Genomic DNA, 16,675 nt, shown 5'->3' with positions numbered 1-16,675 from the left:
ATATATTTTTAGAATCTCCAACCTAATCTTAAGTTTGGATTAATTCCAGGATTTAATGAAATTGAAGTAACTCCATCTCCTGCATCTGGCTTAGTACTAGCAACACTTAAACCAAAGTTAACTTCAGCACCTAAGTATACATTTGGCATAATGTAATAATCACAACCTGTAAACAATTGAGCCCCTACACCAATAGTTGTAGTTTTAAGTTCATCTTTTGCATACAAAAGAGTACCTTCATAACCCCAAAAAGTAGATAATCTATCAGTACCTTTCATGTGGTTTTCAATACCTACTGAAGCAGCTAATGCCATAGCAGATTCTGTACCATCTACACCACTATCGTTGTAAGATAAATGTCCAGTTAATCTAAGCGCTTTGGTAGCACTAGAAAATTTTCTTAATCTAATACCTGCAGCTTCAGTACCATAAAATGTTGGGTTTGCGAACATTGCATCACTAGATAAATTAGGTGTAAATGTAACTTCAAGTTGCATGTCACCAGCATCTGGCTTAGTGTAACTTTGTGCGTTAGCAAATGATAAAGCAAATACTCCAGCAACTGTTAAAATAATTTTTTTCATTTTGTTTAAAATTAATTGGTTAATACGGACAAATTTATAGTAAACTTATTCTAACCACGAAATGTTAATTTTGAGTTTTTAACAATTTTATTAACATTTTTTATATGTTATTTTATTGATTCACAAATTTTTAAATGTTATTTTTTAGATTTTGATAAATAGCATTACCAAAATTAATAAATTAATATAGATTAAAAAGTAAGAATATGCTTTTTAATATTGTTTTGATGTCAACTAAAAATAGACTAAAAAAATAATTATTTGCACAGTTCATACTTTTTTAATGACAATTTTAGTCACTCTTTTTAGTAAGAATACTTATTTTTACAAAAACATCTCTTTTATATGAAAATCATAATAATAAACGGTCCCAACCTAAACCTGCTGGGCAAACGCGAGCCAGAAGTATATGGCTCCGTTACATTTGAAACCTATTTTGAAGAATTAAAAAATAAATTCTCATCATGGAACTTAAGTTATTTTCAAAGTAATATAGAAGGTGAATTGATTGACAAAATCCAGGAAGTGGGTTTTACTTATGATGGTATCATTCTGAATGCTGCGGCTTATACACATACTTCAGTGGGTATTGGCGATGCAGTAAAAGCAATAGCAACTCCTGTAATAGAAGTACACATCTCTAATACTTTTTCTCGAGAGACTTTCCGTCATCAATCTTTTATTTCTCCAAACGCCAAAGGAATCATTATAGGGTTTGGTTTGAAGAGTTATGAATTGGCTTTGCAGTCGTTTTTGTAGTTTCAGGGAAAGTTGAGATAGTTAAATACTCAGTGTATCTCTGTGTAACTAAAAAAAAATTCTGTGACCCGAGTCCAAAGGACGAACGGACGATGTAATCTCTGTGTAACAAAAAAACTCTGTGAATCTCAAGAAACTCTGTGAATCTCTGTGTAACAAAATAAATAAAGTAAAATGGAAATAAATAATCTAACGGAAAAAATAATTGGTTTAGCCATTGAAGTACATAGGCATCTTGGCCCCGGGTTATTAGAATCTGCCTATAAAGAATGCTTATTTTATGAAATCAAAAAAAATGAAATACAAGTTGAATGTGAAAAAGCATTACCATTAATTTATAAAGAAATAAAACTGGAGCAAGGATATAGAATAGATTTATTAATAGAAAACAAACTAGTTATTGAATTAAAAACAGTAGAATCTTTTACAGATATTCACTTTGCACAAATTCTTACCTATATGAAACTTGGAAACTATTCTACAGGGTTACTAATTAATTTCAATACTAAAATGCTCAAACAAGGAATAAAAAGATTTCGAATATAAACTCTGTGTAAAAAAATAGTTTCACAGAGATACACAGAGAAAAAAAAGAGATACACAGAAAAAATTTAAAACTTTGTGAGCCGAGTCCAAAGGATTAACGGACGATGTAATCTCTGTGTAACAAAAAAACTCTGTGAATCTCAAGAAACTCTGTGAATCTCTGTGTAACAAAAAAACTCAATGAATCTCTGTATAAAAACAAAACATTTATGAAAAAAATTACTCCTCTCCTATTTATATTGATTTCCCTCAATTGCTTTTCTCAAATAAAAGGAACCGTAACTGATGACAAAGGAAATCCATTAGCCCTAGTAAACATCTTTGAAGAAAACACCTATAATGGAACTACTACAAATGACAAAGGGAATTTTACCTTAATTACAAAAAGTGAAAACCCAACAATAATCTTTCAGTATTTAGGGTATAAAACCATAAAGAAATCAATTACTAAAAATCAGTTTACTGAGAATTTAGCAATTACTTTGGTAGAAGAAAACATCTCTCTCCATGAAGTAGTTATCAATCCAAAAGACAATCCTGCCAATGAAATCATTCGTAATGCCATCAAAAACAAAAAGGAAAACTCCGCCAAAACCGCAAGATATACCGCAGATTTTTATTCTAGAGGTATTTTTAGAGTCAAGAATTTACCGAAAACCATTTTAGGGCAAAAATTAGATTTTTTTGACGAAATTATTGATTCAACCCGAAGTGGAATATTGTATTTGTCTGAAACGGTTTCCAAAGTGACTTTCCAAAAACCGGATAAAATGAAGGAAGAAATCTTGGCTTCCAAAGTCAGTGGGAAAGACAACGGTTTTAGTTTTAATGATGCTTCTTCAGCCAACTTCGATTTTTATGAAAACTATTTAGAATTTGATATTAATGTAGTTTCACCTCTAGCAGACAACGCTTTCAATTATTACAAATACCAATTCGAAGGTTCTTTTTTTACCGAAAATCGACAACAAATTAATAAAATCAAAATCATTCCTCGCCGTGAAACCGAACCGGTGATGTCGGGCTACATTTATATAGTGGATGATACTTATGCCATTTACGCTGTTGATGTGAGCTTTACTGGTAAGCAAATTCAAAATCCTGCATTGAATACTATGGCTTTGAAACAAAATTTTAGCTATAACGGCAGCTCTAAAATCTGGGCGAAAAACACCCAAACTTTAGATTTCGATGCCGGAATGTTTGGCGTAAATATCTCTGGAAGATTTACTTACGTATTTTCAAACTTCACATTTCCAGAAAAATTTGAGAAAAAAACATTTACTGCAGAAGTCATTCGTTTCGAAGAAAATGCTAATAAAAAAGACGCTACTTTTTGGAATACCATTCGTCCTGTGCCTTTAACCTCAGAAGAAACGACTGATTACCTTAAGAAAGATGCGCTTCAAGAAAAGAAAAAATCAAAAGTATATTTGGATTCGATTGATGCCAAAAAAAATAAGTTGGGCATAACCGATATTTTAAATGGTTACAGCTATTCGAATTCCTATAAAAAATGGTCCATAAACTACAACGGACCATTGTTAAACACTTCTTTTAATACGGTACAAGGCTATAATACGAGTGTTGGTTTGTCCTACTTTAAAAGAAATGAAGACAAAAACACTTATTACCAGTTTGGTTCCTCATTGGCTTATGGGTTTTCAGAGGAGAAATTAAGACCTACGTTTTATTTTTCGGGAAAATTGAGTAATAAATCAAAGTCCTATCTTTCTGTTTTTGGCGGAAATTCGGTAAATCAGTTTAATCGTGAAGAACCTATTTCTAAGTTGGTGAATTCCGTAAGCACTTTATTTTTCAAAAACAATTTCATGAAGTTGTTTGAGAAGAATTATATCACTGCCAACTTTTCAAGAGAAATGTTCAATGGTTTGAATATGAGTTTAGGATTGGAATATTCTGAGAGAAAACCGTTATTCAACACCACAGATTATACTATAATCAAATCGGACGATTTATACACTTCGAATAATCCTTTGTTGCCTTTTGACTATACTACTTCGGCAATTGACCGACATAATTTGGTTAAATTGAATGTGGGCGCTAGAATCAAATTCGGCCAACAATACATCACGCGTCCTGACGGAAAATACAATCTTGGGAATGACAAATACCCAACAGTTTCGTTGAATTACGAAAAAGGATTAGGCGGCAGTGAAAGTCAGTATGATTTTGATAAAATTTCAGCTAGAGTAACCTATGACAAAACATTGGGTAATAAAGGTAAAATAGCCCTTAATACCAAAGCCGGAAAGTTTTTTAATGCCGAAGGAATCTCGTTCGTAGATTATAATCACTTCAACGGAAACCAAACACATATTGTGTTTGGCAGTTCGTACATCAATCAATTTAATTTTCTGCCATACTACTTAGCCAGTACCAACGACAGCTATTTTGAAACGCATCTAGAATACAATGACAAAGGATTCATCATGAATAAAATTCCATTGTTGAACAAATTGCAATCCAAATTAGTTTTAGGGTTTAAGAACTTGGCAGTACCTGAAAGAAGTCCGTATCAGGAATTCTCAGTTGGTTTGAGCAATTTAGGTTTTGGTAAATTCAAAATTTTAAGAATCGATTATGTAAGCACATATCAAAATGGCTATCAAGGCGATGGTGTGATGTTTGGTTTAAATTTCTAAGTCCAAAACACATCGTACCCAAAACGGATTAAAGTTAATATAACTACAAAAAGGAAAAACTTTCTAACGAAGGTATTTCCTTTTTTAAGGGCCAATTTGGCACCGATAAAACCACCAAGTGCATTGCAAACCGCCATTGGAATAGCAATAGCCCAAATGATTTTGCCTTTCAAAACAAAAAGAAAAATCGAACCGAAGTTGGTCGCCAAATTCACCATTTTAGCATTCGCCGAAGCACCCAAAAAATCAAATCCTAAAATGGATACAAATCCTAAAACTAAAAAACTTCCAGTTCCAGGACCAATAAATCCGTCATAAAAACCAATACAAATACTCATTAAAATAGCAGGAACCAATTGCTTTTTTTGAGATAAATTCTTTTCTTGATGTTGACCAAAATTTTTTTTAGTAAAAGTATAGATAGCAATCAGAGTTAAAACTAACAGCAACAAAGGTTTCATAAAATCATTACTCACTTTTGTAAGCAAGTGAGAACCTAAAAAAGCGGCACTAAAAGCAACCACAGCCATTATGAAAAGTAATTTCCAGTTCATTTGCACTTTTTTCAAATACTGATGTGCGGCAAAACTGGTACCACTAAAAGCAGGTATTTTAAGTGAGCCTATGATACTCGCTACTGGTAAATTAGGTAACAATATCATGGCTACTGGCGTTTGTATCAAACCGCCACCGCCAACAATAGCATCGACAAATCCAGCGAAGAAAGCAGCTAGGCAAAGAAGTAGTATGATGTAAGTTTCCATAGACTTTATAAATTAACTCGCTTCGCATCGTTCAGTTCGCCTATGGCTCGTGTCCAATAAAAAAATTCCAAATCCCAATCAAGTAAGTGGCATTTGGAATTCTATAGTTGGTTAATTGAGCACTAATTACTGAAAACTGAATTAAACACGAACAATATTAGCTCCAAGCGCACGCAGTCTTTCGTCAATGCGTTCATAACCTCTATCAATTTGCTCGATATTTTGGATAGTTGAAGTTCCTTTTGCCGAAAGCGCTGCAATCAATAAAGAGATTCCTGCACGAATATCAGGCGAGGACATCACGGTTGCTTTTAATTGCGATTGGAAATTATGTCCCATCACTACGGCACGGTGTGGATCACACAACATAATTTTGGCACCCATATCAATCAATTTGTCTACGAAGAACAAACGGCTTTCAAACATTTTTTGGTGAATCAAAACATCGCCATTGGCTTGCGTTGCTACTACCAAAACGATACTTAATAAGTCAGGTGTAAATCCAGGCCAAGGTGCATCAGCAATCGTTAAAATCGAACCGTCGATATCTGTTTTCACAGTATACCCTTTGGTATGAGCTGGAATATAAATATCGTCTCCTTTTTTCTCTAACGTAATTCCAAGTTTTCTAAAGACACTAGGAATAACTCCAAGATTATCCCAAGAGACATTTTTAATTGTGATCTCACTTCTAGTCATAGCAGCTAAGCCAATCCAAGAACCAATTTCAATCATATCGGGTAGAATTCTATGTTCGCAACCACCAAGACTTTCTACACCTTCAATGGTCAATAAATTAGAACCAACGCCTGTGATTTTTGCGCCCATGGAGTTCAACATTTTACACAATTGTTGTAAATAAGGTTCACAAGCAGCGTTATAAATAGTAGTAGTTCCTTCTGCTAAAACAGCTGCCATCACTATATTAGCTGTTCCTGTTACTGATGCTTCATCAAGCAGCATATGGGCTCCTTTTAATCTTCCTTTGTTTTCAACACCATAAAAATGATCTTCTCTTTCATAACGGAATTTTGCACCAAGATTAATAAAACCTTCAAAATGCGTATCCAAACGACGACGACCAATTTTATCACCACCTGGTTTTGGAATATAACCACAACCAAATCTAGCCAATAGCGGCCCAACAATCATAATTGATCCTCTCAAACTACCGCCTTCTTTTTTAAATGCTTCAGTTTTTAAATAATCTACATTTACTTCATCGGCTTGAAATGTGTAATCACCAACTCCGTTTTTTTGAATTTTCACACCTAAATTTCCAAGTAAAACTATTAGTTTATTAACATCTATAATATCCGGAATATTGGTAATTCTGACTTTTTCTGAAGTTAATAAAGCTGGACATAACACTTGTAATGCTTCATTTTTTGCACCTTGTGGCTGTACATCACCTTTTAATTGGATTCCTCCTTCTATTTTAAAAGTTCCCATGTTTTATGTGTTTAAAGATTGCGAGTTTCGGGTTGCGAGTTTTAACCCAAAACCCGTAACTCGTAATTATTTTGTATTGTTATTATTATTTTTAATAAATGGTTTTTTACCTATCTTATTGCTTTTAATTTTAGCATTTTGAGGAGGCATATTTTTGTTGGAGATTTTTTTATTGGTACGCATTAATTCAGTAGTGTTTAACAACTCTTCATTACTCTCCAATAAATTTAAAGTCCCATCCGATAATTCGTAAAGATGCTCAAAAATAACAACATCTGTTACTGTATCTTTATTCCAACTCAAATAAGATTTCTTCATGTGATTGGCAATAACTTTTACCAAAGCATTTTTCATTTCACCATCTTCCCAACTGTTAGCAACATTTATCATATACTTGATATTGTTGCCATAAAAACGATATTTTGGATTTTTTTGAGGATAGTCCAATCGTTCTGGTTTAAGGAAAATTACTTCCTTTGTTGGTATAGGATAAGGAGAATCTACATCCAATTTAAAATCGGACATAATAAAAAGTTGGTCCCACAACTTGTGCTGAAAATCGAGTACATCTCGCAAATGTGGATTCAAACTTCCCATGACTTGAATGATATATTTTGCCGCTTTATTGCGTTCTTCTTTATCTTCAATTTGAGTTGCTTGATCAATCAATTTTTGTAAATGTCGACCATACTCTGGAATAATTAAATGCGATCTCTCTGCATTGTATTCCAAATGGTGCACAACATCGTTGGCATTTTCTTTTTTATATTTCTCAACCATCATAATGAAATTATTCCTTCTATATTTGAAACCTCTATATATTTTTCAACTACACTTTCTGGGTTATCCATCATTACATTAACTGAAAGACTAGTATATTTACCAGTTTTGGATTGTTTAGTTTGGATTACAGCACCCATATTATCAAAAGCATTTTCTACTTCTTCAATTTTTTTTAGATCGGTAGGTACTATAAATTTATATAAATATTCACCCGGCCAAGTTGAAGTATTATCCAACTCTTCGCGCAATCGATCATAAAATTCTTCCGTTTTCTTATCCATTAAATCTAAAATAAAAGCAAATATACAGTATTGATTTTAGATTTTAGAATTAGGAATGTTGGATTTAAAAAAATAGTTATTATATATTAAAATAAATAACCATAACACTTTCAATATTCTAATTGTATTCAATAAATTTGCGCCTTAGTTTTAAAATCTTGAAAAAAGAACTCATAGTTATAACTGGTGGTCCTGGTACAGGAAAAACAACAATCATCGAAGCCCTAATAGAGCAAGGCTATGCATGTTTTTCTGAAATTTCGAGAGAAGTGACTCTTGAAGCTAAGCAACAAGGCATTGAACAATTATTTTTGGAAAAACCATTGCTTTTCAGCGAATTACTTTTGGAAGGAAGAAAAAAACAGCACCAATTGGCGTTAAACGATGCAGCAGAAATTATTTTTCTAGACCGAGGCATCCCAGATATTCTGGCTTATATGCATTACATTGGCGATAGCTACCCAATTTTTTTTGACCATGCTTGCAGAGAATATAAATATGAAAAAATATTTGTGTTGCCACCATGGGAAGATATTTATGAAAGTGATGAGGCACGTTATGAAAACTTTGAACAAGCCCAACTTATTTACACTCACTTGCTAGAAACCTATCAAAACTATGGCTATGAATTAATTGAAGTACCTAGAGGAACTATAGAAGAACGTTTGAACTTTATTTTAAGTCAGCTTTCTTAAAAACTCAGCGTTTCGGGTTCAGGGTTTTGGGTTATAATGTTATCCCATAAAATATTTTCACAATAGTACTTTGTGTTTTTTTTGAATAAAATAGTTAGCTTTGAAAAACCCTAAACCTTTAACCCGCAACCCGTAACTTAAATGTCTAAAGCACTAGAAATCCTTCAAAAATATTGGAAACACGACTCTTTTCGTTTTCCACAGGAGGAGATTATAAATGCTGTTCTTGAAGGTAAAGATACTTTTGCATTAATGCCAACGGGTGGAGGTAAATCTATTTGTTTTCAATTGCCTTCCATGATGCAGGAAGGAATTTGCTTAGTGATTTCTCCTTTGATTGCCTTGATGCGAGATCAAGTTCAAAACTTACAAAACAAGGGCATAAAAGCGGTTGCATTAGCAGGAGGAATTCATCAGGATGAAATTATTGACTTGCTAGATAATTGTCAGTTTGGCAATTATAAATTCCTATATCTTTCTCCAGAAAGATTGCAAAACGAATGGATTTTGGAACGAATAAAAAATCTGCCTATAAATCTTATAGCTATAGACGAAGCGCATTGTGTATCACAATGGGGACATGACTTTCGCCCTGCCTATTTAAAGATTTCAAAACTAAAAGATTTTTTTCCAAAAGTTCCCTTTTTGGCTTTGACAGCTTCGGCCACAACAAGAGTAAAAGAAGATATAATTGTTCAGTTACAACTTCACAATACAAAAGTTTTTTCAAAATCATTTTATAGAGAGAACATTGCTTATATGGTTTATGAAACCGAAGATAAGTTAAATCTATTACAACAAATACTTAAAAAAAATCCACAACCGTCTATTATATATGTAACCAATAGAAAATCATCTACAGATACAGCTCGTCAATTGGAAACTTTAGGATTTCATGCCACCTACTATCATGGTGGATTGTCACACAAAGACAAAGAAAACCACATGAAACTTTGGATGGAAGAAAAAGTGCAAGTTATGGTGGCAACTAATGCTTTTGGAATGGGTATTGATAAAGCCAATGTAAAGACCATTATACATTTGCATTTGCCACAAAACCTTGAAAATTATTATCAAGAAACAGGGAGAGCGGGAAGAAATGGAAAAAAGGCATTTGCTATTTTACTTAATAATCCATCAGATGTTTTACATGCAGAAGCACAGTTCCTAAGTGTTTTACCCGACAAAACTTTTTTAAACACTGTTTTTGTAAAGCTATGTACTTATTTTCAAATTGCCTATGGCGAAGGTATTTATAACCAATTTAGCTTTAATTTAAACCATTTTTGTACAAAATATAATTTCAACATACTGAAAACCTATAATGCACTTCAGTTTTTGGATAGACAAGGCGTTATTACACTATCACAAGAATTCTCAGAAAAAGTTAGTATTCAATTTATAATTCCATCCAAAGAAGTCATAAGATATATGAGTTTACATTCAAATGACGAGGAAATCATGCTTACCATTTTACGAACTTATCCCGGAATTTACGAAATACAAACTGCTTTTAATCCACAATTGATAGCCAAAAAATCGAACACTAGTGACACCGCAGTGCTTTCACTTTTACAAAAACTAAAAGAGAAAGGCATTATCGAAATGATGGCTAAAAACAATGATGCCAGCATAACTTTTAATGAAGTTAGAGAAGATGATAGAACAATTAATAGGATTTCTAAACATCTTGAAACTCAGAATAAATTAAAAGTAGAACAATTGCAAGCGGTAATACTTTATAGTAAAGAGGCTAAAAAATGTAAAAACAAAGTACTGATGGCCTATTTTGGTGAAAAACTTAAAGCAGATTGTGGCATTTGCTCTTACTGTATTGCCAAAAATAAAAAACAGCAAAACCCTGAAAAAATTACTGAAAAAATTATAGCATTATTAAAAATCCAAGATTTTAACTCAAGAGATATTCAAAAATTAACAAAGTTCCAAAAAGACGATGTTATCTTTGCCCTTCAAAAGTTATTAGAGGAAAATACTATTCGTGTAAATGCTAATAATGAATATTCATTAAAATAAGGATATAGAACTTAATTCAGCCTAAATGGAAAAATTACGCATTGTTTTCATGGGAACACCCGAATTTGCTGTTGGCATATTAGAAGCTATTATAAAAAATAATTATGAAGTGGTTGGAGTAATTACCGCTGCTGATAAACCTGCTGGTCGTGGTCAAAAGATAAAATATTCTGCTGTAAAAGAATATGCTTTGAATCACGATTTAAAACTTTTGCAACCAACAAATCTAAAAGACGAAACTTTTTTGACAGAATTAAAATCACTTCAGGCAAATCTGCACGTAGTAGTTGCTTTCAGAATGTTGCCCGAAATTATTTGGCACATGCCAAAATATGGGACCTTTAATCTTCATGCATCACTGCTACCAAATTATCGAGGAGCGGCTCCAATAAATTGGGCCTTAATCAATGGCGAAACAAAAACAGGTGTCACTACTTTTTTTATTGATGAAAATATAGATACAGGGGCAATGATTTTGAGTAAAGAGATAGAAATTGCTACTGATGAGAATGCGGGTAGCCTTCATGATAAACTAATGGTCTTAGGAAGTCGAACGGTTATAGAAACTTTGTCCCTAATTGAAAAAGGCAATGTGGAAACAACCCTACAAAAAGATAATTCAGAAATAAAAACAGCTTTTAAACTCAATAGAGAAAACTGTAAAGTTGATTGGAACAAATCTGCAAATGAAATTTATAATTTAATTAGAGGATTATCTCCATATCCTTCGGCATGGTGTTTTTTAAAAGATAAAGAGGAAGAGTTAACAATTAAGATATATGAAGCCAAAATTATAGCTGAAAATCATTCTTTAAAAATTGGTCAAATTATAACTTCCAAAAAAGAAATTAAAGTAGCTGTGAAAGATGGATTTATAGAAATAATAAGTTTGCAACTTCCAGGAAAGAAAAAAATGAAGTCACATGAGCTCCTAAATGGAGTAATTTTTTCTGAAAAAGCTCAAGTAGAGTAAGGTTTGAAGGTCTGTTCCTCGTTAAAAATCGTCTTAAAAACGCAGGTTTATCAACAAATAATTCAAGTTATCAACAAATATTTAAAAAAAAAGAGAAATCGCTTGGATGGTATGTAATTCCTACTAAATTTGTTTTCATTAACAAAATGTTTAACCAACAATTAATAACTAACATCATGAACAAATCAGAATTAATCGATGCAATTGCAGCTGATGCAGGAATCACTAAAGCTGCTGCAAAATCAGCTTTAGAATCATTTTTAGGTAACGTAGGTAGTACTTTGAAAAAAGGTGGAAGAGTATCTTTAGTAGGTTTCGGATCTTGGTCAGTATCTAAAAGAGCTGCAAGAGACGGAAGAAATCCACAAACTGGAAAAACTATCAAAATTGCTGCTAAAAATGTAGTTAAATTCAAAGCGGGTGCTGAATTGGACGGAGCAGTAAACTAATAATTTAGTTCTTCTTAAATACAAAAGCTACATCAAATGATGTAGCTTTTTTGTTTAAAAAAATAGCTAATTAAATTCCTTTTTCTTAATTTTAATAAAAATTAGATTGAGATGATTACTGATAAATTAAATAAAGGTCAATTACTAATAGCGGAACCATCTATTATTGGAGACCTTACTTTTAATAGAGCTGTAATTTTATTAGCTGATCATAATAAAGAAGGTTCCGTTGGATTTATTCTTAATAAACCTCTTAAATTCAAATTAAAAGATTTACTTCCTGAAATTAATTCTGAATTTAAAATATATAATGGTGGGCCCGTAGAACAAGATAATCTTTATTTTATCCATAACATACCCGATTTAATTAAAAATAGTATTGAAATTTCTAATGGTATTTTTTGGGGTGGTGATTTTGAACTTACCAAAGAATTAATCAATAATGGTTTAATTAAAAAGAAAAATATACGATTTTTTTTAGGCTATACGGGTTGGGACTCCAACCAACTTGAAACTGAAATAAAGGCCAATGCATGGATACTAACTAAAAATAGTTACGAAAATAAAATTTTAAATAAAACCTCATCCCAATTTTGGAAAGAAAGAATTATGGATATAGGTGGCGAATATTTGATTTGGTCTAATGCACCAGAAAACCCAATATTGAATTAAACATCAATTAAATCATTTAATTTTTTTAACAGTTCAACTGAAAGATGAACTTTAAATTCTTTTTTACGGTATTTTGTAATGGGTTGAATACCTATAATAACATTGGTTATAAATAATTCATCCGCTTTTTGAAGATGAAATGGTGAAATTTCTTTTTCGATTACTTCAACTGTTCCAAGTTGTTTAGCCAAATGTATTATTTGTTTTCTCATAATTCCATTCAAGCACCCTTCAGAAATTGGTGGTGTAATTAATTGGTTTGCTACAAGCATAAAAACATTTCCATTAGTAGCTTCAACAACATTTTTTTCTTCATTGATAAGCAAACAACCCTGTAATTTATTTTCATTTGCAAAAATGCTAGCTGTAATTTGAATTAATTTATTAGTAGTCTTCAACGTAGAAAGTAATTGTTTTGTAACAACAAAATCTTTATAAAGATCAACTTCAAACGGTTTTACTTCATATTGATAGGTTTTACTTTGTAATTCAAAAGCAGTAATGATAAAAGAAACCGAATTGTTTGCAGGCAAATAAAAACCACCTTCATTTCTATACACAGTTAGCCTTACTCTAGCTGAATTTTGAATATTTTTTGCCTTAACTAATTGTAAAATTTGCTCTTCAAGATATTCCAAAGTAAAATTCATAGGAATTTGCATCCTTACAATTCTCATTGAAGACATTAACCTAAAATAATGCTCTTCAAAAAATAAAATTTTGTTATTTACTATTTTTAAAGTCTCGAAAACTCCATCACCATAAAGGAACGAACGATTGTTTACTGACAATTGCAATTCTGAATCTTGAAGCACACCATTAAAATTAATCATAAAAAATCCCGTTTAAAAACGGGACAAATATAACTTTAAATAAAATGATTTATGTAGAACCTATAACATGTTTTAAATCTGAAATTTGATTTTCCCATAATAATCTAGACTCGTCAAGCTCATCTTCTATTGCAAAATCTACTACCATTAATGACACGTCTTTCGTTATTTCGTCTTCTAAAATTCTAAGTTCAAAATAGTATTCAGTGTCTTTCTTAGCATCATCGACCCATTTAAATTTTACTTTTTCGCCAGTTTTCTTTGAAGCAAGCCTTGCATATTCTTCATTCCCATCCCAAATAAAAGTAAAAAATTCACCTCTAGAATTCACATCATCAGCAAACCATTCCTGTAAACCAGATGGTGTTGAAATATATTGATATAACAACTGTGGTGATGAGTTTAAAGGAAACTCAAGTTCATAACGTATTTTAGTGTCCATGGCCTGTATAAATTTTTCGGAAATATATAGAATATAAAATCAAAAAAAAAGCGTTTTTAAAAAATAAAAAAATAACTACTATTAGTTTGCCCTCAATAATAATTAATTTTATATTTGCACCCGCATTGATTGATGCAAATAACCGAAAATGGCGAGGTAGCTCAGTCGGTTAGAGCGCAGGATTCATAACCCTGAGGTCGGGAGTTCAAATCTCCCTCTCGCTACATAAAAACCCCTTAATAATCAGTTTTTAAGGGGTTTCTTATGGGTGATTGTTAGATATAACAAAAATAAAGAGTAAGGAATTGGAGTAAGGAAGTTTTATGTTTTTCAGTAATAAAATGATAAAAAATCCCAAAACAGGGATTTTTTTTATTTTCCAAACACTTTAATCTATTTGATTTTGTGTTGTGTTTTCCGAAATATAGATGCTTTTTGCCATTACTAATTGTTTAAGGATAAACCCTAAAAATTGGGGTTTTTCTTGCGTTTAAAGGTAATAAAAAATATTACTTTTTATAACAAATAAGAAAAAATAAAAATGAGCTATTATTTAACCTCTTATCGTAACTATTTGGACTAAAAGTGATGAGGCATTGTATTTCAAATTTAAATATTTATTAGTTCAGAATCATTAAAATCATTAAGTTTTAAAATATATTCAAGCAGATAAAAATGAAGGCAGGTGGTTTTTTACGGATTATACTAATCAAGCTGATAAAAAAATACACTTCGTTAAGTATGCCAACCAAGCTGACTTAAAAATCTATTTTGTAAAATATGAAAACCAAGCAGATTGGAATAACAAGTCTAAAATACAGTTGATGTTTTGAAAAGTTGAATGAATTTAAAAACTAGAGAATCATAACTAACTATTCTTGCTCTTTAAAATTCAATAAAAGTTGTAGATAAGAATCAAAAAAACCGAAATAACTACAACCTTTCCCAATATTGAAACAATAAACTCTAAATTTCTTTAGATTTAAACTTTCCGATTATTTCTTCAATATCTTCTTTAATAAATTCCCAGTATTTCCCTTTAAAACAAATGGGGTTGAATTCATCATCAGCATAGTTAAAATTAGTGAAGTTATTTATTATCAATTTCCTATCATGAGTGTAGGGATATCTTTGCTCGTGCAACGCTAACATTTGAGCTAAATTATAATTTTCAAAAAGTTCATGTAAATCCCAAAAATCTTTTTTTCGACCACCTCTTTGAATCACATCGAGCTTCATGGCAATAATCTCCTCAATAGAAGCCATTCTAATAGAATCTTCAATGAAAACTGGTTGAATAAATTTATCGGTATAAAAAATATCGAGCTTTACGGTGTTGTCTTTATTCTCTCCTGTTAGATAAGACTTACCAATTCCGGGTATACTATTTGAAAAATGATCGACATATGAAAAATTTAATGTTAAATACTTTTCAATTGAATCAAAATCAATTTCACCGTAATCTACATCACTAAAAAGATCGATATCAATCGATTCTCTATGCCCTATTTGAAGACTCAAAGCAGTACCTCCAACCAATCTAAAACTTGCAAATTCATCTGCATCCATTAATTGTAGTAAGCTCTTTTTTAATAAATTATTTACGGTATTATAGTAAAGCATTATGCTATTTGTGATTATAGATTGTATAAGGCAGAACCGTTACTTGATTAAGCACAATGTTTATTTTTTCAGAACCATAAAATCGAATTAATTCTTGTTTTTCAATTTCATTTCCTCTCTCAAATACTCTTCTAATAACCGCACTAAACTGTTTGTCCCATTCTATTTTACTAATGTCAGTATCCCAAAACAAAGAATTTCTTAATAATTTTATATTGGGTTTATTCGTTTCATTTTTCTGCTTTTCTTCATTTATATCAAAGAAGGTTTGAAGAATTGCTAACGAACCTTCTTCAAATCCAAGCTTTTCTTCAATCTTAAGCGCTAAAGCAGTATTTAACTTACGTTTACCTTTAGTAATTGCATTTAGAGTTTGTGGATGTTCACCTATAGACAAAGCAAAAGGTCTTTTATGTAGCGCTCTTTTTTTAAATTCACGCTCCAAAATTATCCCAGGATGAATGCCCTTATATCTTTCTAAATAATTACTCATAATGCAAATGTAAACAAATTTGTTTACATAGAGTAAGATATTAATTATATTCAATTATTTATTCCACTATTAGTATTTTAAAGTATCAAATCCGATAGAAAAAAGTTCAAAAAAACTACCCTATTTCATACAGTTATAACAATAACCTCTAAAGAAATTTAGAGGTTATTTTTTTATTTAAAAGTTGTAAATCAGACATAAAATAGTTCGAAATAATTCCCCTCTTTTCCGCTATTGTGAATTAGATACCATGGCAATGGTTATTATTGGATATTTCTGGGAAATTCGGTAAATATTTACATCAATTATAATGTAGAATTTACAATCAAAATTACAAGTTGATTATTAGCAGATTGTAGAATAAAAGTATTAATTTGCAGTTGATTTATTTTTCAATAATTGAATAACTAACAGCACACTAAACAGTACACTTTTTTTAAGAAAAGAACCTTTTAATGCATAAAAAGGGGCGAAAAATTAATAATAAAATTAATTCATAACCCTGAGGTCGGGAGTTCAAATCTCCCTCTCGCTACAACAAAACCCCTTAATAATCAGTTGTTAAGGGGTTTTTTTATGGATTTATAAAATCCATAGAGTAAGGAAATGAAGTGAATAATAAACTA

General features: G+C 31.4%; 18 protein-coding genes and 1 tRNA gene. 10 read left to right on the top strand and 9 right to left on the bottom strand.

Translation table 11 applies throughout. The annotated features are described in order from the left end of the window. Positions 1-8: 8 nt before the first annotated feature. Complete coding sequence (locus ACOYLT_RS06435) at positions 9-584, bottom strand: hypothetical protein (RefSeq protein WP_422853037.1); 576 nt, start codon at positions 582-584, stop codon at positions 9-11. 345 nt (positions 585-929) lie between these two features. Between ACOYLT_RS06435 and aroQ the strand changes: the two genes are divergently transcribed. The 3 genes from aroQ to ACOYLT_RS06420 all read left to right on the top strand — a co-directional run bounded on the left by aroQ (position 930) and on the right by ACOYLT_RS06420 (position 4,555). Further along, positions 930-1,343, top strand: a complete 414-nt coding sequence (gene aroQ / locus ACOYLT_RS06430; RefSeq protein ID WP_422853036.1) for a type II 3-dehydroquinate dehydratase — start codon at positions 930-932, stop codon at positions 1,341-1,343. A gap of 174 nt (positions 1,344-1,517) precedes the next feature. Beyond that, positions 1,518-1,889, top strand: coding sequence for a GxxExxY protein (locus ACOYLT_RS06425; protein WP_422853035.1), 372 nt, complete (start codon positions 1,518-1,520; stop codon positions 1,887-1,889). Positions 1,890-2,098: 209 nt separating this feature from the next. Then, positions 2,099-4,555 carry a DUF5686 and carboxypeptidase regulatory-like domain-containing protein gene (locus ACOYLT_RS06420; protein WP_422853034.1) on the top strand — a complete coding sequence of 819 codons (2,457 nt, stop codon included), beginning with the start codon at positions 2,099-2,101 and terminating at the stop codon, positions 4,553-4,555. On the opposite strand, the gene ACOYLT_RS06415 is transcribed toward ACOYLT_RS06420, so the two are convergent. The 4 genes from ACOYLT_RS06415 to ACOYLT_RS06400 form a co-directional block, all read right to left on the bottom strand. Continuing rightward, a complete protein-coding gene (locus tag ACOYLT_RS06415; protein ID WP_422853033.1) occupies positions 4,552-5,319 on the bottom strand; it encodes a sulfite exporter TauE/SafE family protein in 768 nt (255 codons plus the stop codon). The two genes, ACOYLT_RS06420 and ACOYLT_RS06415, sit on opposite strands and share 4 nt — an antisense overlap. A gap of 141 nt (positions 5,320-5,460) precedes the next feature. Beyond that, positions 5,461-6,771 (bottom strand): UDP-N-acetylglucosamine 1-carboxyvinyltransferase, encoded by a 1,311-nt coding sequence (gene murA, locus ACOYLT_RS06410; RefSeq protein WP_422853032.1) that lies wholly within the window; start codon positions 6,769-6,771, stop codon positions 5,461-5,463. Between the two features lie 66 nt (positions 6,772-6,837). Beyond that, positions 6,838-7,551, bottom strand: a complete 714-nt coding sequence (locus tag ACOYLT_RS06405; RefSeq protein WP_422853039.1) for a DUF4290 domain-containing protein — start codon at positions 7,549-7,551, stop codon at positions 6,838-6,840. Beyond that, entirely contained in the window at positions 7,551-7,835 is a 285-nt protein-coding gene (locus ACOYLT_RS06400) for a DUF493 family protein (protein ID WP_422853031.1), read from the bottom strand. The genes ACOYLT_RS06405 and ACOYLT_RS06400 overlap by 1 nt, the downstream gene beginning before the upstream one ends. A 158-nt stretch (positions 7,836-7,993) precedes the next feature. On the opposite strand from ACOYLT_RS06400, the gene ACOYLT_RS06395 reads away from it, so the two are divergent. From ACOYLT_RS06395 to ACOYLT_RS06375, 5 genes are all read left to right on the top strand, one after another. Further along, positions 7,994-8,530 carry an AAA family ATPase gene (locus tag ACOYLT_RS06395; RefSeq protein WP_422853030.1) on the top strand — a complete coding sequence of 179 codons (537 nt, stop codon included), beginning with the start codon at positions 7,994-7,996 and terminating at the stop codon, positions 8,528-8,530. A 141-nt stretch (positions 8,531-8,671) separates the two neighbouring features. Further along, positions 8,672-10,564 carry a RecQ family ATP-dependent DNA helicase gene (locus ACOYLT_RS06390; RefSeq protein ID WP_422853029.1) on the top strand — a complete coding sequence of 631 codons (1,893 nt, stop codon included), beginning with the start codon at positions 8,672-8,674 and terminating at the stop codon, positions 10,562-10,564. 25 nt (positions 10,565-10,589) lie between these two features. Continuing rightward, positions 10,590-11,537, top strand: a complete 948-nt coding sequence (gene fmt / locus ACOYLT_RS06385; RefSeq protein ID WP_422853028.1) for a methionyl-tRNA formyltransferase — start codon at positions 10,590-10,592, stop codon at positions 11,535-11,537. Positions 11,538-11,683: 146 nt separating this feature from the next. Beyond that, the gene (locus ACOYLT_RS06380) at positions 11,684-11,986 is read left to right on the top strand and encodes an HU family DNA-binding protein (RefSeq protein ID WP_422853027.1); all 303 of its coding nucleotides are present in this window, start codon (positions 11,684-11,686) and stop codon (positions 11,984-11,986) included. 111 nt (positions 11,987-12,097) lie between these two features. Continuing rightward, a complete protein-coding gene (locus ACOYLT_RS06375) occupies positions 12,098-12,658 on the top strand; it encodes a YqgE/AlgH family protein (protein ID WP_422853026.1) in 561 nt (186 codons plus the stop codon). Here the strand turns inward: ACOYLT_RS06375 and ACOYLT_RS06370 are convergent. Together ACOYLT_RS06370 and ACOYLT_RS06365 are read right to left on the bottom strand one after the other, a co-directional pair. Next, on the bottom strand, positions 12,655-13,491 hold the full coding sequence (locus tag ACOYLT_RS06370) for an aminotransferase class IV (protein WP_422853025.1): 837 nt from the start codon (positions 13,489-13,491) through the stop codon (positions 12,655-12,657). The two genes, ACOYLT_RS06375 and ACOYLT_RS06370, sit on opposite strands and share 4 nt — an antisense overlap. Before the next feature lie 49 nt (positions 13,492-13,540). Then, positions 13,541-13,933: an START-like domain-containing protein gene (locus ACOYLT_RS06365; RefSeq protein WP_422853024.1), complete on the bottom strand. Its 393-nt coding sequence runs from the start codon at positions 13,931-13,933 to the stop codon at positions 13,541-13,543. Between the two features lie 150 nt (positions 13,934-14,083). On the opposite strand from ACOYLT_RS06365, the gene ACOYLT_RS06360 reads away from it, so the two are divergent. Together ACOYLT_RS06360 and ACOYLT_RS06355 are read left to right on the top strand one after the other, a co-directional pair. Continuing rightward, a tRNA-Met gene (locus tag ACOYLT_RS06360) sits at positions 14,084-14,157 on the top strand. Positions 14,158-14,592: 435 nt separating this feature from the next. Next, complete coding sequence (locus ACOYLT_RS06355; RefSeq protein ID WP_422853038.1) at positions 14,593-14,766, top strand: DUF6150 family protein; 174 nt, start codon at positions 14,593-14,595, stop codon at positions 14,764-14,766. A 133-nt stretch (positions 14,767-14,899) separates the two neighbouring features. Here the strand turns inward: ACOYLT_RS06355 and ACOYLT_RS06350 are convergent, their stop codons facing one another. Continuing rightward, positions 14,900-15,556, bottom strand: coding sequence for a nucleotidyl transferase AbiEii/AbiGii toxin family protein (locus ACOYLT_RS06350; protein WP_422853023.1), 657 nt, complete (start codon positions 15,554-15,556; stop codon positions 14,900-14,902). Positions 15,557-15,560: 4 nt separating this feature from the next. Then, entirely contained in the window at positions 15,561-16,049 is a 489-nt protein-coding gene (locus ACOYLT_RS06345) for a helix-turn-helix transcriptional regulator (RefSeq protein ID WP_422853022.1), read from the bottom strand. Positions 16,050-16,675: the final 626 nt, after the last annotated feature.

Origin of the sequence: Flavobacterium sp. (assembly GCF_049318185.1) — a bacterium.
GTDB lineage: Bacteria > Bacteroidota > Bacteroidia > Flavobacteriales > Flavobacteriaceae > Flavobacterium.
Note: the sequence above shows the minus strand (reverse complement) of the source record. Positions and strands in the feature narration are given on the sequence as shown.